The organism is Citrobacter sp. ANG330 (assembly GCF_047467925.1).
Classification (GTDB): domain Bacteria; phylum Pseudomonadota; class Gammaproteobacteria; order Enterobacterales; family Enterobacteriaceae; genus Citrobacter_A; species Citrobacter_A amalonaticus_G.
Window position 1 is genome coordinate 282,855 of the sequence record NZ_JASJUI010000004.1, and the last position, 25,016, is coordinate 307,870.

Genomic DNA, 25,016 nt, shown 5'->3' on the forward strand with positions numbered 1-25,016 from the left:
TTATCAGGCCTACAGCTGTCCTGAACAACGTAGGCCGGGTGAGGTCGCGTCACCCGGCCTGCTCCTCTCAGAGGTTGTCAGAACGACTTTTTAAAGCCAATTGAGGCATTGACCGGCGCTTCCACCTTCGATTTATGCCCGCCGTTGTTAAACTGCGTCCCCAGTTCGCCGTACACCTGCAGGTCGCGGTCGATGTTCCAGCTCAGGCCCGCGGCCACTTCGGTGCTGGAATACTGCTGCGAGGATTCCAGTGTCGTCGTTGCGACGGCATTGCTGAAGCGGGTTTTGTCTTTCGAGCCCAGGCCCTGCCACAGGTTGACGCGGCCATATGGCTGAACTTTACCGTGACGGGTGTCATAGTCAGCTTTCAGTCGCAGCCCGACACGGGCGGTAAAGGCATCGGCAGTATCGAGTCTGACCTTCGTCTTCGTCGCGCCGCCCAGCGTGCTGTCATCAAAATCGCTGTACTGATAGATCAGCTGCGCCTGCGGTTCCAGACTCCATGCGCTTGCCCCTAAGCGGAACGCTTTACCGATCTCCGTCGAGGCGGTCAGCGTATGGCCTTTCACCGTATGGGAGCCATTGTTTCCGGATGCCGACAGACGAGCGTCATGGTTACCGTATTGCAGGACGTTATCCACATACATGCCATCGGTGGAGAACCAGGTGGCGTAACCGCCCAGGTAAAACGCGTTGTCATCAATGTTACCGCCTTTACCCGCGCTGCCGGATTTGCTGCCTTTGACGCTGCTGTCGATATCCAGAATGCTGGTGTATACACCGGTTTTCCAACTGGCATTCGCGTAAAGGTCAATTCCCGCCTGAATCCCCGTCGTATGGCTGGTGGTCTGCGTGCCCGTGACATCATCCAGTTTGGTTTTGCCGGAGTAGCCAATCATTCTCGCCCATGCGCGGTTATCTTCATCAAGACCCGGTCGTGCGTCGTCCCCCATGCGCTGGTGCATATTACCTAACAGGCTCAGATCGCCCTGACGCACCACGCTGGCGAGACCGGAGTAGAGCATGGTTTCCGGACGGTACGCGCTGCGCAGATACCAGTTTTCGCCCTGGCCTTTCGCGTTGCCGGCATACAACTGGTATTCAAACGCCCCGGCAGACATCCGGTTATTCGCCAGATAGAAGCCGTCACGCGTGGATTGCGCCGTGGTGGTGGCACCGTTCTTCGCCGTCACCACTTCGATCCCATCGCCCGCCGTCGGCGCGCCCAGCCCGGAACCGTCTACCTTCAGCAGCGTGCTGCCGCTGACCTTACCGCCATCGATCACCAGTCGGTCCGCAATACCCTGACCGCTGCTGTTCTGCGCCGCGGCTAATTCAAGCGTCCCGTTTTTGCCGCTGTAATCGCCTTTCACCGTCAACGCGGAACCGATCGCCGCCCCCGTCAGCGACACGCTACCGCCGTTGGTTAATCCGGCGACCGTCTGGTCGTAGCCTTGTGTTTTCAGCGCAGTGTTGCTCGCCACTGTGTGATGAGACGCTGCGCTCAACGTATTGGTGCCGCCGGCCTGCAGAACCCCATTGGCGATAAGCGTTGCGCCTTTGTAGCTGTTCGCGCCTTCCAGCGTGGTGATGCCGCTGCCGGTGTGGTGGAGCTGTCCTTCGCCGCTGATATTGCCGCTCAGTGTGTAGCTGTTACAGCGTTTCACATCCAGTATGCCGTCAGCGATGATATCGCCCTGTACGCTGCCGATCTCACCGCCGTTACCCAACTGCAACGTACCCTGCACGACGTGGGTGCCGCCGGTGTAGGTAGTGTCGAGCGTAAGCATGAGCGTACCCTGACCAGTTTTCGTCAACTGGCCGCTGCCTTCAACCTCGGTCAACAGTTCAACGTTGAAGCCGTTGGTGTCGAAGGTCCCGCCGCCGGATTCCAGCGTCACCTGGCGGGCGGTATTAAACGCATCGCCATACTTCAGCGTGCCGCCGTTAAAGGTGATCCCGGTATTGGCTGCGCCGAGGTTTTTATCGCCGGAAACCTGCAGTGTCCCTGCCGTAATCGTTGTTCCGCCGCGGTAGCTGTTCTCGCCGGTCAGGATCAGCGTGCCGAGGTCGCTCTTATTGACGCCACCGGAACCGCGGATCTCGCTGTCGATGGTGGCGATATACCCTACGCCATCGACGGTGCCGTCGCCGACGCGAATCAGCGTATTGGCGGTGTCGGTAGTGATGGCATCACCCGCTACGCGGTAGCCATCGGTGGCAAACTGCGCTCCGCTGATGATCACATCCCCGAGGCTGTTATCCACGGTGACATTGCCTGCCACCCCCTGGAAGACGGCGAACGCGGCATCGGTGAACGGGGCATTCAGCGCGCCTTCCGGCGTGGATTCATCGGTGGTCCAGTTGTCGTTGCCGTGGCTCGATTGCCAGATGCCGTCGCCGCCGTTAATGACGCCGTTGTTTTTCAGTTCGCCATTCTCACCGCCGGCGCCGTCCCAGAAGCGCAGGGTCAGGCCGCCGTGGTTCACCAGGTTGACCTGATGGTTAACCGATGTCTGCACGTACAAGCTGTCCGCCGCCGTTGGGGCATTGGCAATGTCCATCACGTTGTTGGTCAGCGTGCCGGAGTAGTTAATGACGCGATAGACGCCGACGTCAAAGCTGCCACCGGGCGAGGTTTCAATGTTGAGCTTTCCGTCGAGCACCAGATCGCCGTTGACGTTAATCAGGTCGTTGAAGGCACCTCCCGGGGTATACGCCTGACCAAACTGATAATCCAGTTGCGACAGATCATTGAGCGTCAGCGCGCCGGTGGTCAGTTTGCCGACGCTGTTAAGTGTGGAACCAGCGGTAATATGTCCGTTATCTGCCACGTTCACCGCGCCGCCAATAATGCCGTTGCCGCCCAGCGTCGCGCCTGCTTTGACCGTTACGTCTCCGGTCGCCGCCGCCTGATTACCATTGACCAACAGTACGCCCTCATCGACCGATGTGGTGCCGGTCCAGGTATTGTCGCCGGTTAAGGTCAGTGTCCCGTCGCCGATTTTCACCAGATTGCCGCTGTCACCGCTGATGATGCCGCTGATGGTGTCGTCGAGACCAAGATTACCGAGGGAGAGGGTTTTGTCGCCCAACTCAACGTTACCCGCGCCGGACAGCGAACCGATGGATGTCGCGCTGTCGACATGGCTGATATCCACTCTACCGCTAGAGAGGTTTTTCACCGTGGTCATTTCCGCCAGTGCGCGATCGGCAAAGGACATCAGCCCGCTATTGGTGACCGTTGCGCTGCCGCCGCTGGCATCCTCTTCCAGCGCTAAGATGCTCTCATCTGACACGTTAATCGAGGATTGTCCTGCCGTCGCATTGCCTGCAATCAGCGCCTTCGCGGTGCCGTTCAGATTCAGCGTCGCGTCGGCGGCAGTGACCGTGTCTTTTAACGTTAACAGGCTGTCGGTAATCTCCATCGTCAGAGATTGCAAACGGGTTGCCGCGCCGCTGATGTTCAGCGTCGCGCCTTTCGTTACGCTCACCGTGCTGCTGGCGTTACTACCAAATGTTCCCGTCTGACTGGCATTTACCGTGACGTTGTGAGTTTGTCCGGTACCTTCAATCAGCGTCGTGCCCTGATAGCTGTTAGCCCGATCGAGCGACAGCGTGCTGGCCGCATCATGGGTACTACTGGTGACTTTCAGGTTACCCGCGCCCGTGATATCGCCGACCGGAGAGAAGTGGTGCGAATTCAGATCGAACACCGCAGCCGCGCCAGACGTCCCCAGGGTGAGGGTGCGCTGAGTGGTGAAATCCGCGCCCAGCTGGAGCGTTGAACCGTTGTTGATCGTGACGCCAGTTCCGGACTGGCCCAGGTTGTTATCCGCCGAGATTTGCAGCGTACCGCCGTCAATGCGCGTGCCGCCATGATAGGTGTTATCACCGCTCAGGATCAGACGCCCCTGGTCAGTCTTGACCACCGTCAGGCTATCCGCGCTGTCACCTTCGCGGATCGTCGATTCGATCGTTGCGGTGAAATTCTCGCCTGCGCCACCGGCACCGACGCGTAGCATCAGCTCATTGCTGCCCGCGGTGGTCTCCCACGCGTTCAGCGCATCGCCTTTGATGACATAGCCGTCCGCGTCAAACTGCGCGCCGGAAAACTGAACATTGCCCGCGCTCTGATCGACCTCGACCGTACCGGCGTTGCCGGTAAAGACCGCGAAGGCTTTTTGCGCCCACGGCGCGTTGCCGATACCGTCCTGCTGCGTCCAGTTGTTATCGCCGTGGCTGCCAATGGCCATCCATTTGCCATCGCCACCGTCAATTTTACCGTTGCCTTCAATTCCGGTTTTACCGTGGTTTTCGCCCGTCTGCGCGCCGTCCCAGAACTGCAGCGTGACGCCGTTGGCGTTGACCAGGTTGACCTGATTCGCCAGCACCGTCTGGACGAAAATATTGCTCTTATCCTGACCCGCCGGAACGTCACCCAACTCCAGTGTCTGGTTGTCGAGCGTGCCGCCGTAGTTATAAAGACGATAGACGCCTGGGCCAAACGTACCGCCTGCGCTTTGGCTGACGTTCAGCGTGCCGTCGAGCAACAGATTGCCGGCGACATCCACCAGATCGTTTTGCGCGCCACCGGGCACGAAGGCTTGTCCCAGTTCAAACGCGGAGGTGGTTTTGCTACCCAGTTGCAGGCTCCCGTTGATCTTCAGCGTCCCCGCGCCGCCGTCGCCTGCGCTAAGGGTGGTGGCGTCATTCATCACGACGTCGCCGCCGAGGGTGCCGGTACCGCCCAGGGTCGCAATGCCGTTCACGGTTGTCATGCCCGTCGCGGCAGACTGATCGCCATTGACCAGCAGTGTGCCGTTGTCAACGGTGGTTTCGCCTTTATAGCGGTTAGCGCCCGTTAAACGGGTGATGCCTTTACCGATTTGCTCCAGCGCGCCGATACCGGAAATCACTCCGTTAAGCAGGACGTTGTTGTTGCGATTCACGGTCAGAATACCGTCATCAACGATCTGCGAAACCGGGTTGATACCGCCCGTTGTACCGCCCTGACCGAGATGTAAAATCCCGCCCTGATTGATCGTCGTGGATCCGCTGTAGCTGTTGTCGGTGGTGAACACCGTCGTGCCGCCCGCTGCCCGGATAAAGTTGCCGCTACCGCTGATAGTGCCCTGATAAATCTGGCTGTCAGCGCCATTGCCCTGGGTATCAAAGATAATGTTGCTGGCCTTACCGTTGATGGTACTGGTGGTGATGCTGTAGTTGCCAATCGTTGCACCGGTATTACTGGCATCCCGATGGTCGCCCGTGCGCAGCGTCGCGCCGTCGTTCACAGCCAGGGTGCCGTCAGCCAGCGTCAGGCTGTCCACGATGCGCATGTCCGCCTGCGCGCCCGTCAGCGTTAAGGTATTCCAGCCGCTGCCGATGTGGGTTCCCAGACTGAGGTCATCCCCCAGCAGCGTACCGATATTACCCTTGGTGTTTGTGAAGGTGAGGGCGTTACCCGTACCGGCGAGCGTGGTGATGTGACGCGTATTTGCCAGCGATACATTACCGATGTTGGCCTTGTTGTTGGCCGTCCCTGCGAAGTTCACCTCCCCGGCGAACGTTCCGCTGTTCCAGATAAATCGATCGCTACCGGCGCCGGTATTGATGATACCGCGCGTATTGCCGCCGCTGATGTCGATGATGTCATTGCCTTTACCGGACTGAATTACGACATCCCTGTCGGTGGCCGCGAGGATCGTCCCGGTGTTGGTGATGGTTTTGCTGCTGTCGCCACTGGCATCCACCACCGGACCGTTCACGCTGTTAGAGGTGATTTTGCCACTGTTGGTGATGGCGGAAACGTCTTTTGCCAGAATCGCTGAACCGCCCGTCGCGTCCTGAATGGTAATATCGGCGCGGGTGGTCAGTTTGCCGTTGGTACGGGCATCGATCCCATTCCCCGTGGCGTTTCCGGCATCGTTGTGCACCAGCACCGTATAACCAGTGCCGATAGCCAGATCGCCGGTCGCGTTGTCGCCGTTGTCTTTCATGAAGGCAAAGCCTGAACCCGCGCCGGTGACGTTGAGTAGATTGTTGGCACCGTCTTTCACGTTCAGCGCCACGCTGGTGCGGATCCCCGGACCGTCGTTGGCGTTAATCGTCACGTCGTTCAGCGTGATATTTGAACTTTCGGCATGGTTTTGAATCCCGGCGCCGCTGCCCAATGCGCTAATGGTGACGCCTTTGGCGGTCAGCGAACCGGCCCCTGCTTCGAGGCGAATCCCATCTGCCGAGCCGTTGGTGGTAATGGTATCGGCTACGCCACCGGTTCCCGTCGTGATATTCAGCGTTGCGCCGTTGGTAAGCAGCACCCCCGCAGTACCGTCATCCACCTCAATCGCGCCCAGCTTTTTGATCTGCGCATCTTTGCCGGAGGCGCGAACGCCGATCCCGTTGCTGACATGCAATGCCTTTAATGCATTGTTGGTGAAGCGTCCTCCCTCCTGCACGTCGACGCCGATGCTATCTTTACTGGCGAGATCGATAACTGCGTCCTGTTGCAGAACGATGTTGCCAAGATTCTTCGCCACATAGGCGATGACGTTCAGCCCGTTTTCCAGGGATTTAATAATGGCGCTGGAGTTAAGAATGGTTTCGACAGGGGTGCCCTGTTTGTTACCGTTCAACTGGTGCGCCTGACCATCGACAATCCCGGCGGTGGTGTTTGATCCGGTCAGGTCGATAAGCGTCTTTTCGCTGATGGTCCCTGTTGCGCCCCCTTCGAGCAGCAGGGCGGCAGCCCCCTTACCACTAACGGTGAAGGTCGCCTCGCCCGTATCCACGATGCTGCCTTTACCGGTCGCAAAGACGCCTATGGATTGCTCACCAGTTAAGGTCATCTTCAGTGAAGACGACTCTTTATTCGCTGGATTGATCGTATTTCCGGCAAAGTTTGCGCCATTAGCAATGCGGAACAACGTGGTGCGCGCCTGACCATTATCGTTCATATCGGCTTTGCCGATATTGGCGGTCGCGCCATTTCCGTACAGGTAGTAGCCAATTTGATCGCTACTTTTGAACAACGGACTGCTGGAACTGTTAATGTTTGCCACCGCGTTATCGCGAAGATGAACGCCGATGTTGCCGACTTCTTCGAGTGTGATCGACGAAGATACGTCTACGGTTGCCTGAGCAGTCTTACTCCCTTCGGCCCAGATCGCATAGTTACGGTTTGATGTGCCACCGTCGCCCGCGACCGTGATCACACCAGTATCGCTGGATGTTACATGCGCGTTCTTCGAACTGGCGGTCAGATGGATACCGACGTTGTTGTGACCATTGACGGTAATTTCACCGTCATTGCGGATCTGCTGGTTGCTTTCGCTGCCGCTGTCGCGCACCGAAATACCGAAGTTGTGGCTGGTGCCGCAGGACGAGTCGCCATTGAGGATGATTTTACCCGTGTTAGTGACGTTTCCGCTGGCGTTGCCGACCAGGATCCCCGCAGCGTTACGTACGCCGGTTCCAAGGGTGATCGTTCCGGCATTGGTGACATCGCCTGAGCTTCGGGTCAGGATCCCGGCGCTGGGGCTTGCGCCGCCTGCCATATCGACATCCTGTGTGAGATCGTTAGCGTTACGTCCCAGAGAGATGGCGGCATCAAGGGCGTTTGTGAAGGTGGCATTGTCGGATACTTCAACGCCGTAAGCTGTCCCCTTACCAAATGAGACGCCGTTACTGCGCCCGTCAACGACGTTAATCGCGCCCTTGTTCATCCCGGTGGTATTTCCGGCCAACTGCATACCGATGGCAAGCGTCAGCGAACTGTCAGGATTATCTGTTGACCACGGATCGGCCGCCGCCGCGGTTCCGTAGTTGTTCGTTGTAATGGCCTGGTTAATGGTTCCTTCGTTCACTACGGTACTGTTTCCCAGCCCCTGCATACCGTAGGCACCGTAACTGTTGACCTTTTGATTACCATCCTTATCGATAAACAAACCGGCGTTGATCGTACCGCGGTTAGTGGCGCTGGCGTCACTGGCCAGCATGCCAATCGCCAGTCCCTGCCCGGTAGAGGTCCGCAGCACGTTCAGGTTGCCGTCATTAACGACAGACCCCTTGCTATCGGCCTTCATTGCGCCATTGATGCTGCCATCGACAGCCAGAGTCGCTCCCGCGGCCAATGTGCCGGTGGCGCCGTCTCCATTAGCATAGATAGCATGCAGTTCCCCTCGACCAGCCGTGGTGTTGTTGATGTGGGCCTCTCCGTCGGTCCAGACATCGTAATCCCAGGTCAGCAGGTCGGCATTGGTGCTGGAGGTCAGCAATTGATTGATGAGACTGGCATAGTACGCCTGTGCATCAGAAACTTTACTGATGGTGCCAGAATCCAGCCATAGCTGAATCTGGCTGATATTTTGCCCGTCAGGTGTTTTGGCGCTCTCACTGCCAGCGCCAATCAGCCAGTCGTTGAAATTCGCCAGATCCGCCGCGCTTTTGATGGAAAAGGTACGGCTGCCCGTTTCAACAACCTTGCCCTCTTCGTCGTAGCCCCAGGTCATTAAGGTAATATCATCGCCAAATACGGTGGTCTGTTTCGAACCGGCAAAGGTTTGGGTCGGAACGACGGGGGCCGCACCGAACTGGATGTAGTTATTGGATTGCCAGTTGACCTTACTGCCTGAGCCTTGCGCTTCGAGCAGAGAAGAATCTTTTGCCAGCAGACGGATAGCATTGTCACGTGCGTTAAGTGGGGTATTGCTGATATTCAGATTGGCGGTTGCGCCATTTTTGGCAACAGCAAAACCAAACTGCTTATAGATTTGCGATACATTGGCATCAAACGTATTAAGCACCGCGTCACCAATCTGCGAAACGCTAATAAAGTTTGCCAGGCTTGCGGTATCAAACACTTTCAGGGTAGAGGTTGTCTCTGGATCCGCCGGGTCAATCACCTGAAACTCCACGCTTTGCTGCGGGGTAGACGACTGCGTATGACTGAGGTATTCCGCGAGTTCTTCAATGGTGTTGATGGATTTTGGCTCGTGGGCGGGGCTGGTGGCGGTAATCGTAATTTTGTTACTTTCCAGCAGATCCCGGATGGTTGACGATTCCACAATGCCGCTCTGTCCGAAGGCGATGTCGGGGATCGCGCCGGTGATGTTCAGTTCGCTGCCAGCAGTAATGTTTTCATATAAAAAACCGTAGTTGTGGACGTTTTGATGGACGCCAGCGGTGATTCTGTCCTGATAATCCTCGGTGATAACATGTGTGCCCGTGGCCTCAAGCGGCACGGCGACGGCGGTGAGAGAAACGCCGGCGAATAAACCAGAGGCGACAAGCAGTACGGTTTTGCGCGAGCTGCTTTTTTTCTTCCCTTTTGATAATTCGGAGGCGACAACCCAAAGCCCGAGCGCCGCATTCCATATAATGTTGTAAACCTTATTCATAATAACCTCGTCTGCATTTCTGATTTTTGTTGGTTGGTATGTTGCGTTTGTGGTTAGTGGCGGCTCAAAATGTGTGCGGCCTGGTTGCCAATTTTCGAAAACGGGAATCCCTTCCGCAGGGCGGAATAATTTTTACTGATTGAAAACGCCTTAAAAAATAGTCAGTCGTCCGTGTCTTATTTCCTCTTTTTAAAGTTGTCGATAATGGGAAAGCATATATTTCAGATGGGTATTGCTGTGCCCCAGTTTTTTGGCAATATTGCTTTTATAGGCACCGATTGTTTTTTCACTTTTATGCGAGAAATGGGCGATCCTGGTCAGTGACCAGCCCCGTGAAAACATCATCATGACGTTAAATTCATTAGCGCTTATGGCATTATCCAGCGGGTGGTTCACGCTTTGGTTCTTGCTGTTAATAAGTTCAGTCAACCGCCGAAGCAGTGCGTCAAGGCCCAACGCCTGGTCGATAAAGTGCATCTGCATACCGCAAATGGCCTGGAACACCGTAAAGGTTTCGGCATCCGTCAGAACGAGAAGCACCAATGACGACTGTGAAGAGAGATGGCGAAGGGTGCTGGCGTATTTTAGAATATTGTTTGGTTCAGGATGAATAATGAGGTAATCATTATTCTGGACCACAGGAAGAGAGGAAGGGGATGAATTAGCCGCGTAATATTGCATGCCATAATAAATTGATGTGCCGCGCAGGATATTTTTCATGCCAAGCCAGGCGTAATAATTATCACCATAAAAAATAGCGTTTGACATAAATTTCTCCTTGCGTCGTCGATAGCATCCTGCCCCTCTTTATTCATTAAAAAGGGTTCTTTCACGGGTTGGTGATCCGTTTTAATCCGTATCCTGTATTGGGATTATTCTCAATTGAAATATTACGCTTTGTTAAAATTTAAGATAAATCGTTTATTTCGCCCTCCGGAGAATGATTGATAGATTTTACTTATTGATTGATGAAAACAGGAGAGAAAATAATGAAGGATATACGGGGTTGTCCTAAAAAATAATAGAGACAAAAGAGAAAAGAGCAGCACAAGCTGGTGAAGTGGAATAAGCGTGGCGTGACGACGTATCGCAGCTTAAGAATTTTCCTGGTAAACAGGAGGGTGGTGAAATGTCGCGCGGATGAAGATGTCTGAAAAATTCAATTATATAGCTCATTGTTCTGGATTATATAAATTTTAATGTAATTAAATCCTGTTTTAAGTTAGATGTCTGAATTTAAACTTTGTTTTTGACTATTCGTGCTTATTCCGTCCCGGTGGGTAAATCCGGGTTTACCAGTAAGCAACTTGTTGCAAAAAAGCGTTAACCTGCCAGCAGATCCTGCTCAACGTGTTTGACCTGGGTCTCCAGCGTATCGCGTAGTTCGGCCAACGCGCGTTCCTGCTCGGCAAAATAGGCCTCTTTATCGCGAAGCGATGTCGCCAGACGCCAGGCATTTTCTGCTTCCAGCCCGGCAATTTCTTTCAGCAGCGCCTCTATCTGACTTCTCAATTGCTGGATTTTCTGCCGCAGATGCTCGAGGTTGTTCAGTCGATCGCTTGCCATCATCGGCTCCAGACCGCTTTGCAACTGAGTGAGCAGGGCACGAATGGTTGCCAGATCGGCGTTTTGTCGTGCCAGATTAAGCTGCACCATCATCTGGTGTGCTTTCTCTTTCAACTCATCGGCGACGACGTCCGGGTGACACAAACGGCTGGCCTGACGCCACAGACGTTTAAGCTCATTGCGCTCATCCATCGAAAGGCGCTGATCGCGAGCGAAACGGTGCTGAGCATCCTGCTGCTGTTCCTGATACTCCTCATATTCATGCGCTGCCTCTTCTTGCGCCTGTCGTGTGTCACTGTCGTCCTGGCGGGAAAAATTATCTTCCAGTTCACGGATCTCGGCGAGGAGATCGGTAATCAGCTCCGTTTGTTGCTGGATACGCTGACGGATGTCGACCGCAGCGCGAGAGGCCGAATCCATGCCCATCCACTGCTGTTTAAGCTGGGCTAACCGATCGACCGCCAGTGAGATGTACTGCTGACAGGAGAGGTAATCTTTCTCGCGACGTCTGCGTTCCGCTTCCTGACGGCGCAGGGCGCTGGCTGCGAGCTGTTTACGCAGCTCGAGAATACGGCTCATTAAAGGCCCGAGGCGCAGATGATACTGGTCGTTAAACTCATCCAGAATCTGAATGCGGGTATTACGGGTGTCGATCAGCTCACGCAACTGATTTTCCAGCGCCTTAAGTTCCAGCTTGCTGGCGGCAATCGCCGGATCCTGCCAGTGGGTTATGGCGTGCTGATTTTGTAGCCAGGCGGCAATCTCACGCATCGCATCACTGAACCGGCGCGTCCCGATAGCCTGGACAATTGCCGTTATTACGGGATCGCCAGATTCCCGCTGCAGATGCACAAGCTGCTGCTGGATGATCTCTTCATCCTCAAGTTCGATGGCGCTTTTAATGATTTCGAGTCGTTTGATGATTTTATTCATGACACCGTTGCCTGGCGTGACCGACACATGAATGACGATATTTAGCTTAAGTCATTCGTTTGAAAAATATAAAAAAAGTGCAAATCGCATTCTGTGGCCTGCGGGGCCTGTTCGTCCAGAATAATTCGCAGAAATTATCATTCACTCGCCATTTTCGTTTGGGCTCTCACAATTCGAACCTCTGTTTCATGAAGGGTATTTTTTGCGCGAAATACGCTTGCTTCGAAAAAGAGAATAAGTATAGTTCTCATTCTCTTTATTATTTAATGCGTGTCTTTTTTTGGTAAGGAACCCAGGAATGAAAAAAAATATTACGGCGCTGGCCGTGCTGATCGCAGCAACATTAAGCGGTTGCGCCACCACTACGCCCGCCACTACCCCGTCAAATAACGTTGAAAAAGCGACGACGCCAGCGGTGGCGACCGATTCGTTAAAACGCGATCTGGCGGATGGCCTGTATGAGATGGCGTTAAATCCCGCCGGGGATGCGCTGTATGTCGCCAGTGCCGAAGGTTTTAAAGATGTTCAGGGCGGGGTGGTTTACAAGCTGGATGCCAAAACCCTTAAGACTACGGGTCGCAGCCACACGGATCTGAAAAACTTTGGTATGGCGATTTCACCTGATGGCAAAACGGTGTACGTCACCAACTCGCTGGACGGTGGCCTGAGCGCGCTGAACACTGCGGATGGCAAAGTCAAAAATCGCGTCCTGTTCCCGGAGCGGAACGCGGAGGGCTTCCCATATGGCGCCCGCCAGGTACTGCTGCATAACGGCCTACTGTATATCGGGGCAGTCGCCGATCCTGCAGTGATCTGGGTGGTTGATGCCGAAACGCTGAAGCTGAAAACGCGCATTAAAAACACCGGCAAATGGATGACCGGTCTGCACTACTCTGAAGCGACCCAGCGCATCTATGCCGCAAATGGCGGCGGTGAAATCCTGGTGATCAACCCGCGTAACCAGCGCGTTGAGAAACGCTGGAAGCCGCTGGGCGACAAACCGGCTCTGCTGCTGAATATGGCAGAAGACCCACAAACAGGACGCCTGTTTGTGACCGATAACTCCAAAGCGAAAACCACGCTGGTGCTCGATATCCGCACCGGCAAGGTGCTGAAGCAACTGGACGTGGGGGATTCTCTGGCGGTGACATTCAACGCGAAACGCAACGAAATTTACATCACCCAGCGTGATTCCGGGAAGCTGCTCAGCCTTAACGCGAGCGATTACAGCGTGAAGAAAAGCTGGGACCTGTCGCCGAATCCAAACAGCCTGCTGCTCTCTGCTGACGGCCAGACGCTGTATGTCACCGTAAAACAGAAATTTAATAAAGATCACTCAACCGACGCGCCTGACAGCGTTGTACGTATTGAGTTGAATAAATAATAAAAATCAGCCGGGGGACGGATGTTGTCCCCCGACACATTGACTCTTTTTAATGGCATTCACATGAACAACACCAAAACGATTCTGGCGCTGACGATGGGCGCAATCTCTGGCTCGGCCTGGGCGGCTGACACCGCGAAAAAAGCGGAAGACACCATTGTGGTTCAGGCAACAACCCAAAATGATTTCAAACCCGGTGGCGACACGCTGCTGCCGGCATTTCTTGATGGACAAGTCGCCAACGGCGGCAGACTGGGCATGCTCGGTCAACAAAGTGCGATGGACGTACCGTTCAATGTCATCAGCTACACTTCTAAACTGGTTGAAGATCAACAGGCGAAAACCATCGCCGACGTCGTGGCAAACGATGCGGGCGTGCAGTATGTCCAGGGCTACGGCAACAGCGCGGAAAGCTTTCGCATTCGAGGTTTGAAATTTGACGGCGATGATATGACCTTTGGCGGCCTTTCGGGTGTCCTGCCGCGTCAGGTGGTGGATGCGCAGATGGTGGATCGCATCGAAATCTTCAAAGGGGCGAACGCCCTGATGAACGGCGCCGCGAGTTCTGCCGTCGGCGGGATGATCAATCTTGAACCGAAACATGCAGGCGACATCCCGCAGGCTAAAGTCGGCGTGGACTACACGTCGGATTCACAGATTGGTACTACGCTGGATGCCGGTCGTCGTTTTGGCGACAACGATCAGTTTGGTGCGCGGGTGAATCTGGTCCACCGTGAAGGCGAAACCCGAATTCAGGACGATCGCCGTCGCACCACGTTGCTCTCCACCGGTCTGGACTACAGAAGCGATAACTTCCGCACCTCACTGGACGTGGGTTATCAGAAAAAAACCTTCCACGGCAGCCCAACCAGCGTCAACATTTCTGCGGTTGATTTCGTTCCAACGCCGCCCAAAAATGACCGCAACTTCTCGCAGAAATGGGCGTATAGCGACATTGAAAATGAGTTCGGCATGTGGCGTAGCGAATACGACATCTCTGACAACTGGACTGCCTACACCGGACTTGGCGCTCAGCACGCGCATGAGGAAGGTCTCTACAGCGCGCCGAAACTGTTGGATAAGAGCGGGACGGCCACTGTCAGTCGCCTTGATACCAATCGCATCAGCGACACGGTCAGCGGCATGGCGGGAATTCGTGGTAATTTCGCGACCGGCGTTGTCTCGCACAAAGTGAACGTTGGCTACTCGGCACAAAGCAAAAACGAAAAAATCGCGTGGAAGATGTCAAAAGCGGCGGATAACCCGTATACCAACATCTATCACAACCGCGGCGTTGACGCGCCGGCCAGTACCAACTCGAACGGTAAAGGCGGTAACTACAGCGATCCGCTGACCAGCGGACGTACCCGGACCCAGGGTTGGCTGCTGAGCGACACGCTGGGCGTGCTGGATGACAAACTGCTGTTTACCGTCGGGGCACGCCATCAGAAAGTGGTGATTCGGGGTTATGACAAAGTCACCGGCGCGGAAAACGCTGCCGACGGTTTTGACGGTAGCCGCTGGATGCCGACTTACGGCGTCGTCTACAAGCCGTGGGAAGAGATTGCTTTCTACGCCAACCACACCGAAGCGTTACAGCCGGGTAAAACAGCGCCCAACACGGCGACCAACTATGGTCAGAGCACCGGCATTGTCCATTCCAAACAGAATGAAGTGGGGGTGAAGGCGGACTTCGGGCGTGTTGGCGGTTCGCTGGCGCTGTTTGAGATCAAGATGCCATCGGCGATCCTCGATAGCGAAACCAAACATTATGGTCTGGATGCCGAACAGCGTAACCGTGGCGTTGAGCTGAATGTCTTCGGTGAGCCGATGCTGGGCATGCGTCTGAACGCCAGCACCACCTGGCTGCAGGCGGAGATGACCAAAACCAACAACGGTCTGAACCAGGGCAACGATGCGATCGGCGTGCCGAATTTTTACGCCGTGCTGGGCGCCGAGTATGACATCAAGCCGATTGAAGGTCTGACCGCTACCGCGCTTGTGAACCATTCCGGTTCTCAGTATGCGGATCTGGCTAATAGCAAAAAGCTCGATAGCTACACAACGCTGGATCTGGGCATGCGCTATCGCTTCGCGCTTAACCAGAACCAAAATCAGATGACCGTTCGCGCGGGCATCGATAATGTGACCAACGAAAACTACTGGGCCAGTGTTGATGATTCCGGCACGTACGTCACCCAGGGGAAAGCGCGCACCTTTAAAGTGTCCGTTGGTTACGAGTTCTGAGTTCCACCTCGTTATCAGGGGCAAGGATGCCCCATCCATTCCAGTGCCTTTAACTTGCTACCTCCAGCATGAAGTGTTAAAACGTGCCCCTTCTAAAAAAGAGACAGGGGTAGGACGTGAGAAACGCGTCATCCGCTTCAGGCATCGGTCGTTCTGAAGCTTCGTCGGAGCAGAGTCCGACGCTGCAACGTGGTTTGCAAAATCGACATATTCAGTTAATCGCCCTCGGCGGCGCGATTGGTACCGGGCTGTTTCTCGGCATCGGGCCCGCGATTCAGATGGCGGGGCCAGCGGTGCTGCTGGGGTACGGCATCGCCGGAATTATTGCGTTTCTGATAATGCGCCAGCTCGGCGAGATGGTCGTTGAAGAACCGGTATCGGGCTCCTTCGCGCATTTTGCCTATAAATACTGGGGGCCGTTTGCGGGCTTTCTGTCAGGCTGGAACTACTGGGTCATGTTTGTACTGGTCGGGATGGCTGAACTGACGGCTGCCGGCATCTATATGCAGTACTGGTTACCCGAGGTTCCCACCTGGGTCTGGGCCGCGGCCTTCTTTATCATCATCAATGCCGTCAACCTGGTGAACGTTCGTCTGTACGGCGAAACCGAATTCTGGTTTGCGCTCATCAAAGTGCTGGCGATCATCGGTATGATCGGCTTTGGTTTGTGGTTGCTGTTCTCGGGGAATGGCGGCGAGCGGGCGACCATCGATAATCTGTGGCAGCACGGCGGTTTTCTGGCGACAGGCTGGAAGGGACTGATTTTGTCGCTGGCGGTGATTATGTTCTCCTTCGGCGGCCTGGAACTTATCGGGATCACCGCTGCGGAAGCTCGCGATCCGCATAAAAGCATCCCCAAAGCGGTTAACCAGGTGGTATATCGTATTCTGCTGTTCTACATCGGCTCGCTGGTGGTTCTGCTGGCGCTCTACCCGTGGGTGGAAGTGAAATCCGACAGTAGCCCGTTTGTCATGATTTTCCACGATATGAACAGCAATGTGGTGGCGTCAGCGCTGAACTTCGTGATTCTGGTGGCATCCCTGTCGGTTTATAACAGTGGCGTGTATTCCAATAGTCGTATGCTGTTTGGTTTGTCGGTGCAGGGCAATGCACCGAAGTTTCTGACCCGCGTCAGCCGTCGTGGCGTGCCGGTGAATTCACTGCTGCTCTCTGGTGCTATCACCTCGCTGGTGGTGTTGATCAACTACCTGTTGCCGAAAGAGGCCTTCGGTCTGCTGATGGCGCTGGTGGTCGCGACGCTGCTGCTGAACTGGATCATGATTTGTCTGGCGCACCTGCGTTTTCGTGCCGCGATGCGCCGCAAAGGGCGCGACACGCAGTTCAAGGCGCTGCTGTACCCGGCAGGTAACTATATCTGTATCGCCTTCCTGGCGATGATCCTCGTGTTGATGTGCACCATTGACGACATGCGTCTGTCAGCCCTGTTGCTGCCGGTATGGGTCATCTTTCTGTTTGTCGCGTTTAAACTTTCTCGCAAAGTACGCTGAGGGTAAGCCGATCTCATTCGCATAATGAGATCGGCGTTTTCGCATTATCGTTGAAATACCCCCGCCAGCGAGCGAATGTCATTGCCCGTTGGTGACTGATGAATGCGCAATCCAAACTCTTCTAAGACAGCAAAAATATGGTCGAAAATATCGGCCTGAATGCTTTCATATTCCAGCCAGACTACGGTATTAGTAAACGCGTAAATTTCGAGAGGGAGACCGTGATCGTCGGGCGCCAGTTGACGTACCATTAAGGTCATATCTTTGCGAATGCGTGGATGATTTCGCAGATATTCATTCAGATAAGCGCGGAAAGTCCCAATATTGGTCATCCGCCGGTGGTTTAATACCGATTCCGGCGCATCCAGCTGTTGATTCCACTCATCGATTTCCTGATGGCGTGTCTCCAGATAAGGCTTCAGCAGACGCGCTTTATACAGTTTTTGCTTTTCATCATCGTCCAGAAAATGAATGCTGGTGGCGTCAATATTAATACTGCGTTTAATGCGTCGACCACCGGAGGCTGACATGCCGCTCCAGTTTTTAAACGAATCAGAAACCAGCGACCAGGTTGGAATTGTGGTGATAGTATTGTCCCAGTTGCGGACTTTCACCGTCGTCAGGCCAATATCAATGACCGCGCCGTCAGCACCGTATTTCGGCATCTCCAGCCAGTCACCCAGTTTTAGCATGTCGTTAGCAGAAAGCTGAATACCGGCAACCAGCCCCAGAATCGGGTCTTTAAATACCAACATCAGCACTGCCGCCATCGCGCCCAGGCCGCTAATCAGAATCGCGGGCGACTGGCCGATTAATAGCGATATCATTAAGATACCGACAATTATCGCGCCAATGAGCTTTATCCCCTGAAATATCCCCTTGAGAGGAAGTTGAGAGGCGGAAGGAAATTTTTGCGCCAGATTTAATATGACATCCAGTAACGAAAATAATGAAAGCAGGGCATATATCATGATCCACAACTGTGCGCAGACAGTGAGAATTTCTGCGGCTTCGCTGCCTTTTTGCAACCACAGCGCGGCCTGAATATTGACAATAATACCCTGCAGGGTGAATGCCAGACGGTGAAATAATTTATTCTGCGTAATGATTTGTAGCCACAGACGGGAGCTGGCAACGGCGCGCCTTTCAAATGTACGCAACACCACCCAGTGCAAAATAATATGCACAATGACGGCGGTTAGAATAATAATACCAAAGATCATCACCAGCGAAGTGGTGTGATCCATTTCAATACCTGCTAAATCCTCGACCCGGGTAATTAATTCCTGCATAACCTCTCCTTTACAAAACAGCGGCCTATGATGACCGCTGTAAGGGAATTATGCAAATGAGCCGGGTCAGTACTGTTCGGGAAGACGGTTGATCCGGATAAGAATACCCCGCTCCATTTCGATATGGTTGCCCAGACGCAGATCGCTCAAAATTTTCATCACCCGGCTACGCGAAAGATGCGTTTTTTCCTGGATGTAATCACTCGCGTTAACCGCCAGACGCAGCTCTTCTTTCTCTGCCATCAACGCGATGAGATTAGTGCGAATCAGTTCATAGGTAGATAAACCAACAGAGGAACGGTGTGCTTCCAGCAGCTTTTTAATCGCGTACATATAGGTATATGAGGCATCCTGCCAGAGGTCGTTCTGCGCAATGATATCCAACACCTGCGATGTTGGAATGATCTCAAACTGGATTTCCCCACTGGCCTGATAAAAGAAATCGGCATTAGTATTCATTAACGCATTCATGCCAACAATCATAGGTGCTTTAAGATGTTTAAGTAACAACGGGTCGCGGCTACGGTAAACACCTACGGTGCCTTTATGCAACACAAAACTCATCGATTCAGCATGGTGTTCGAGAGAAATAATTTGACGTTCCCGGCCCTGGCGAATGCGGGAAGGGTCAGAGATAGCATCAATTATTTGTATGACATGGTGTTCTGGCTTCATATAGGCATAGCAATTCGAATTAAATTATCTAAAGATTATACTCTATTATATTAAAAGGCGAATGTTTTATGGGATAGTGTAAGAGGATGTTTGGGCTAAAGTTGAAAGTAAATATTGCAATTCATTGAAATTAAATAAATCACACTGAGTGATGATGACTTCAGGTAGTGGGAAATATCACTTTTAGTGAGTACTCGTTTAATTTGCCTGCCAGAGTCAGTGTTACCGGACCTTGTTAGCGACAAAACTCTATCGTCCTCAAATTGACAGATAAGCACTACATTATTTTGAGTGACAGGTTAAGACGTTATTCGCTTCAGCACGAGTTTTCAGGATGCGAATGGCGGTATAAATATCGACTCAGATTTGAGAAAAGCGAACATTCGGGCGGGCATCATATTTTTAAGTGGATAAACCGGTATTGTATTTACCCACTCAAAAGGGCGCTATTTAAGCTCTGTCCATTCTAAGACATATCCATTCAGGTATCGGTTTAATATTGCCACTGCACCGAAAAGCCTAGCGCGAACGGGCTGGTTTGCATATCGTCAGGTTTTATCACCGGAATGCCAGCGAAAAGATCATAGCCAAAATTGCCTTTGACGCCGCGTACACCCGCAACTGCACCGGCGATGCGCGTGCCGCTCCAGTAATCATTTTTCGAACCGCTGACTTCCCCGTAATCGAAACCAAGATAGGGCTGCATTCCCCATCTGGGGAGGTTCAGGTTAATGTCATTACGCAGATACCAGCCCTTATCGGCATAAATGGATGATTCACCATCGAAACCACGCACCGTCCAGCGGTTACCAATAGTGAATTTATCCGGCTGCGTCAGCTTATCCGGCGACGTTTGCTGCATAAAGTGAGGCTCATAGCTCATCGACAGATCGCCTGCTTTAAACGGAAACGTGCCGTCGACGCTCAGCGTGATGATGCGCGCTAACGGATCGGCGCTGCCTGCCATCTCTTCGGCATCGGCTTGTTCACCAAACCAGTGTGCGGCGTGCTGATAACCGAGACGGGAGGTGAGCTGTCCAAAGGGCAGATAGGCCAAATGCTCCAGACTGAATTGCCAGCTACTGGTATCCCGGTGCTGCACTTCTACTTCGACATCGTTGAGTTTATATTGCGAATCACGTTTGATGCCTTTAAAACCCAGCGTCGTTTTTTGGCTGGCGCTGCGGTAGATAACGCGCTTAATTTCGGCAGTCAGTAACTTTTCAGTGCTGCTGTACTGATAGTGGAAATCGCCACTGTGTATTGTCTGCACCGTACGATATTTACTGCCATAAAGCTCAAGTAGCCAGTAGCCCCAGGGAACGGAATAGAAGGCGGAGGTGTTGTCGTTGCGCCGGCCATCTTCATTTTTAAAGCCGCCGCCGTATGCGACGTACAGAATGTCATTCAGCGTCGTTGGGTTATTGAGATAAAAGGCCAGCCCGCCTTCATAACGCCCCGTTTTTTTGCTTCCCGCATCATCCATCCACGTCCCCAGACGCCACGCTTTACCCTGACTTCGACTCACTTCCACCTGCGTATCGCCAGGATTTTCACCTGGTACGAGATGAATACTTGCCTGCGAACCGGGAATACGTTGTAAATTTTCCAGCCCTTGTTCCAGTCCGCGTAAATCAAGAACTTCGCCTTCTCCTTCCGGAAAGTTATTCCAGCTATGAACAGTACGACCTTCCTGGTTTTGTAATAACCATTTACTGATGCGTCCGGGCAAAATTTTCAGGGTTAATGTCCCTTCTTTTAAATTTTGTTCGGGCACTAAAACGCGACTGGTAATATATCCATGAGAGATTAACCGGTTCTGTACGGCTTTATGCAGGGCTTTTATTCCTTCAATGCCGACACACCGGTATTCCGTCTGATGAATCAGATCGTTAAAAGTTAGCCAGTGGGGGAGGGCTGCTGTTTTATCAATGATGACATGTTTCATGTTATAGCAGACCGATTCTTCTGGCAGGGTCAGCTTATCACTATCCTGCACATTTTCCGCTGTGAGTACTGTTTTACTTTGTGGTGCAAGCTGGTTATGTCTGGCCTGGTCTTGTTGTTGAGTTGTGGCACTTTGGCCTGAAACTGGCTCGGCTTTCGCGATATCCGGGCGTATTCCAAACAGTGAAAAAAGGATGAGACTGAGGCTGATACGATAAATAATCATGGTCTTTTTACTATTCCCTGTAGGTACTGAACCTCAGAAGCATTTTGTGAATAAATTAATAAAGCCCCATTGAAAACATGGGGCTTTTGAATTAATGAAAATTATATGGCAGTGTAAATAGCATATCCGCCTGGGTAATAAACAATATCCTGAACCACATAACCATAGTAAAGATCGCCTGGATGGTAGACTACGCCATCCTCCCAGACGCCATTACCTTCCGGCGTACCGTTAGGCTGAATTACAGTATTACCACCGTTGTTGGCAGAACCACCTTCATCAGTATTACCACCGTTATTGGTCGAACTGCCATTATCGGTATTATTGTTGTCAGGAGTATTCGCGCCATCATCCTGATTAGTCGAACCCGTTTGGGTGATGACGCCCATATTGTTGACGTTACCGGTGGTGTAAACGTGATCGCCTGTAATGGTACCGGTGCTTTCGTTAAACATACCATTCGCGTTATTCAGCGTAACATCGCCCGCACTGGCGATCACTCCACTGTTACTCAGGGTATTAGTGGACAGAATAACGCCGTTATTGGCTGTCAGCGTACCGGCATTCATCAATGTGACGCGGTCCATTTGCGCATTTAACGTATTACCAGCAGCAATAGTACCGTTGTTATAGACCGTCGTACGTGAATAACCATAGCTGCCCATGACATTGAGATTTACATCATGCTCTGCACGGATATCACCGGTGTTGTTCATGCCGGACATGACAAACAGGTTTGCGTCTTCGCCTGCATGGATGGTGCTTCCGGTATCGGTCATCAGAGAAGAGGTATTAATGCTGATGCTATGACCCGCATTCATGTTGCCATGCATCAGGTTATAGACATTGTTGGCGTTAACGTTGATGTCATTGCTACTGGAGATCGTACCGCTGTTAGCAAGATCGGACAGTTGCAGGTCCATTTGATTAGCGTGGATTGAACCGCTGTTATTAAACACGCTGCTATTCATCTGCAGATTCAGATTACCGTCGGCGGTAATAGAACCACTGTTCTGGGCTGGGCCACCGTAACTGTTCCAACCGTTGGAACCGATGGTTAATGACATATTCTGTCCCGCAGCAAGAGTCCCTGCGTTCTGGAAGGTATTGGCTACCGTCATATCAATGTTGTGACCCGCTTCCAGCTTGCTGGCAAGATCAGAATAATAAGACGAACCATACATGAAGATATCTTGACCGGCTGAAATCGTGCCGGACGTGTTATCCAGTGCGCCATTGATAGAGATGGAACCATCGTTATGAATAATGCCGTTATGGTTAGAGAGCATATTATTGCCGCTTACCTGTAACTGGCTGTCACGTCCCTGAGCCTGAATAACGCCGTTATCATTATTCAACACAGAGGCGTTAATCATATTCCAGCCATTACCTGCAGAAATTACCCCGTTATTGTTGGTCAGCGTATCGACGTTAACACTCATCGAGCCGTTGCTTGTCAGACTGCCAGACGAGTTGTCCAGATTTGCCGAGTCCACGGTCAGTGTGCCTTTAGCATTGATACGACCGTTTGTATTATTGACGCCGGTCGCTCCCCAGGAGTGATAGTTGTTAGAATGGCGAGCGATGCTCAGAGAGCCTTCGCTGGTGATTTCACCCTGGTTGTTATCCAGCGAATCCGCTATGACGGTGGTCTGGCGATTGCCCTGAATTTTCCCCTGGGTGTTCACGGTGTCTTTGCCAGAGACATCGACGTATTCGCCTTTGATTTGACCCTTGCTGTTGTCCAGCAATTCATCGGCAGAAACGGAAACCATGCCATCAGACGTGATCTGACCATTATGGTTCAGAACGGATGAACCCATGACAACCGCGGAGTTTTTACCACTAATATGGCCGCCATTGTTTTCGATAACACCGTCAACATTGAGAGAGAGAGTATCAGTCGCGGTCAGATCCGCATGATCGATACGCACGCCGACGCCGCTATCTGTACCTTCCATGTAAATTTTATTGGCATACATGGAGCCCAGTGCGGATACATCCAGCGCGACATCCGGGCTGGCGCTGGCGTCATATTTCTTCTGCACGCGACCATTTTTATCAATACGGTTATTACCGGTAATGATGTTCAACTCATTCGCTTGCAGTTTTGCATTGACCTTCACGGAGCGGGCAATAATGTCGGTGTACTGAGTGGAGCGGGTGTCCATACCTTTACCGGTAATAGAAACCTGGCCTTTGCTGACGTCCAGACCGGTTACGTTACCCTGGTTATCATATGTGGCGGTACCCGTGGTTAGCGTCGCGTGGTTGGTGTTAATAAAACCGCAACCGTCGCAGGTAATGCCTGATGGGTTAGCAATAATAACCTGAGCGGACTGACCGGCGACTTCGATCATGCCGTTAAGCTGGCTGGGGTCGGAGGAGCGCACTTCGTTAAGAATCACTTTTGCACTGCCATTCGCCATATTAGCGTTGCCATCAATCTGGCCGGCTAACTGAGTATTCGAATTGCTGCTGCTGTTGTTCAGAATAACGCCGTTGCTGTCTACGTTGAATTCAGAATAAACGTTATGCGAAACGCCACCCGCACTGGCTTTATTAATATCAACAACGGTAGTGCCATTTGCGTTGGTATGAATACCCGGTTGGTTAGTATTACCTGCGACAACCGCAGCGTGAGCTGGCATAATCATTCCAAGCGCAAGCATCGTTGCAAAGCAGGTCGGAGCCAGCTTTGCATGTAAAACCTGACGATTATTGCGCATGATATTAATGTTTTTGCTTTTCATTTACTTATCCTTGTATTTCCTTGACTATAAATTCCCCATTCCAATGATGAGAAATGGGGGGAATATGAAAGCATGCGTTCTCTACAATCCTGAAAAGGACTTGTAACGATTCATTTTAGTTACACAGGAAATATGAGTGGCAAGGGAAAGTGAGCTATTGCTGGTTGCGCAAAAAAATAGCGTAATTATTCGCTATGGAAATGTGATTATGCGGTGATCGAGTAATATGAAAAAGAGGCTGTATAACAAATGAAAAAAAACATTGATCATGGGTATGGATGATTTCTGCGCGACATATTTCTGAGGTGTTACACAATGTGTAAGAAATTTGGAAAAGCCTTAAGGAGGAGGGGAAATAAGAACAGGCACGCCGCAGCGCAACGTGCCAGAAGGTGTTAGCATTCGGTCATAATCGTGCTCAGCGGCAGGCGAGATTTCGGCAGCGAGGCATTAAAATCTTCCACGCTGTGATGACCGACAGGCACCACCACCACGCTGGTGAAGCCTTTTTCTTTCAGGCCAAATTCCGCATCAAGAATGGCGGCGTCGAAACCTTCGATGGGCACTGCGTCCAGACCCAGTGCGGCAACGCCTAACAGGAAGTTACCGACGTTCAGATACACCTGCTTTGCCATCCAGTGTGCATCGTCTTTCAGCTCTTTACGGTGCATGTCGGCAAAAAACGTGCGACCTTTGTGATTAGCGGCTTTCGCCTCCGCGGAAGCAAAACGCCCATCGGCCTCTTCCTGATCAACCACGCGTTCCAGCCAGGCATCATCCATTGCCGTTTTGGCGCAGAACACCACGACATGCGAAGCATCAAGCATTTTTCGCTCGTTGAAGACAAAGTTACCGGCGGCAGATTTCGCCACGCGCGCTTTGCCTTCCTCTGTGCTGGCGACGATAAAGTGCCACGGTTGAGAGTTAGTACTGGATGGGCTGAACTGCAGCAGTGTTTTGATTTTTTCGGCTTCTTCAGCGGTCAGCTTTTTAGCTGGGTCGAATGCCTTGGTTGAATGACGCTTTAAGGCAACTGAAACGATATCCATAACGACTCCCGGTTGGTTTTAATCTTCGCAGGTTA

Annotated in this window: 11 protein-coding genes; 3 read left to right on the forward strand and 8 right to left on the reverse strand. The window is 52.6% G+C overall.

All coding sequences use genetic code 11. The annotated features are described in order from the left end of the window. Positions 1–77: 77 nt before the first annotated feature. The 3 genes from QNN88_RS12125 to QNN88_RS12135 all read right to left on the reverse strand — a co-directional run bounded on the left by QNN88_RS12125 (position 78) and on the right by QNN88_RS12135 (position 11,900). Positions 78–9,401: an autotransporter outer membrane beta-barrel domain-containing protein gene (locus QNN88_RS12125; protein ID WP_414240445.1), complete on the reverse strand. Its 9,324-nt coding sequence runs from the start codon at positions 9,399–9,401 to the stop codon at positions 78–80. Between the two features lie 189 nt (positions 9,402–9,590). Then, positions 9,591–10,169 carry a LuxR C-terminal-related transcriptional regulator gene (locus QNN88_RS12130; protein WP_414240446.1) on the reverse strand — a complete coding sequence of 193 codons (579 nt, stop codon included), beginning with the start codon at positions 10,167–10,169 and terminating at the stop codon, positions 9,591–9,593. Positions 10,170–10,724: 555 nt separating this feature from the next. After that, a complete protein-coding gene (locus QNN88_RS12135; RefSeq protein WP_414240447.1) occupies positions 10,725–11,900 on the reverse strand; it encodes a DNA repair protein in 1,176 nt (391 codons plus the stop codon). Positions 11,901–12,198: 298 nt separating this feature from the next. Here QNN88_RS12135 and QNN88_RS12140 point away from each other — a divergent pair, with 298 nt between their 5' ends. The 3 genes from QNN88_RS12140 (at position 12,199) to pheP (ending at position 17,039) form a co-directional block, all read left to right on the forward strand. After that, positions 12,199–13,284, forward strand: coding sequence for a YncE family protein (locus QNN88_RS12140; protein ID WP_414240448.1), 1,086 nt, complete (start codon positions 12,199–12,201; stop codon positions 13,282–13,284). Positions 13,285–13,347: 63 nt separating this feature from the next. After that, entirely contained in the window at positions 13,348–15,531 is a 2,184-nt protein-coding gene (locus QNN88_RS12145; RefSeq protein WP_414240449.1) for a TonB-dependent receptor, read from the forward strand. Positions 15,532–15,647: 116 nt separating this feature from the next. Then, positions 15,648–17,039 (forward strand): phenylalanine transporter, encoded by a 1,392-nt coding sequence (pheP, locus tag QNN88_RS12150; RefSeq protein ID WP_414240450.1) that lies wholly within the window; start codon positions 15,648–15,650, stop codon positions 17,037–17,039. 44 nt (positions 17,040–17,083) lie between these two features. Here pheP and QNN88_RS12155 read toward each other — a convergent pair whose 3' ends face one another. From QNN88_RS12155 to nfsB, 5 genes are all read right to left on the reverse strand, one after another. Next, entirely contained in the window at positions 17,084–18,331 is a 1,248-nt protein-coding gene (locus QNN88_RS12155) for a mechanosensitive ion channel family protein (RefSeq protein ID WP_414240451.1), read from the reverse strand. A 66-nt stretch (positions 18,332–18,397) separates the two neighbouring features. Further along, positions 18,398–18,790 (reverse strand): helix-turn-helix domain-containing protein, encoded by a 393-nt coding sequence (locus tag QNN88_RS12160; RefSeq protein WP_414240452.1) that lies wholly within the window; start codon positions 18,788–18,790, stop codon positions 18,398–18,400. A gap of 709 nt (positions 18,791–19,499) precedes the next feature. After that, complete coding sequence (locus QNN88_RS12165) at positions 19,500–21,179, reverse strand: ShlB/FhaC/HecB family hemolysin secretion/activation protein (protein WP_414240453.1); 1,680 nt, start codon at positions 21,177–21,179, stop codon at positions 19,500–19,502. A gap of 101 nt (positions 21,180–21,280) precedes the next feature. Continuing rightward, positions 21,281–23,932, reverse strand: coding sequence for a filamentous hemagglutinin N-terminal domain-containing protein (locus QNN88_RS12170; protein WP_414240454.1), 2,652 nt, complete (start codon positions 23,930–23,932; stop codon positions 21,281–21,283). A gap of 395 nt (positions 23,933–24,327) precedes the next feature. Next, positions 24,328–24,981, reverse strand: a complete 654-nt coding sequence (gene nfsB / locus QNN88_RS12175) for an oxygen-insensitive NAD(P)H nitroreductase (protein WP_414240455.1) — start codon at positions 24,979–24,981, stop codon at positions 24,328–24,330. Positions 24,982–25,016: the final 35 nt, after the last annotated feature.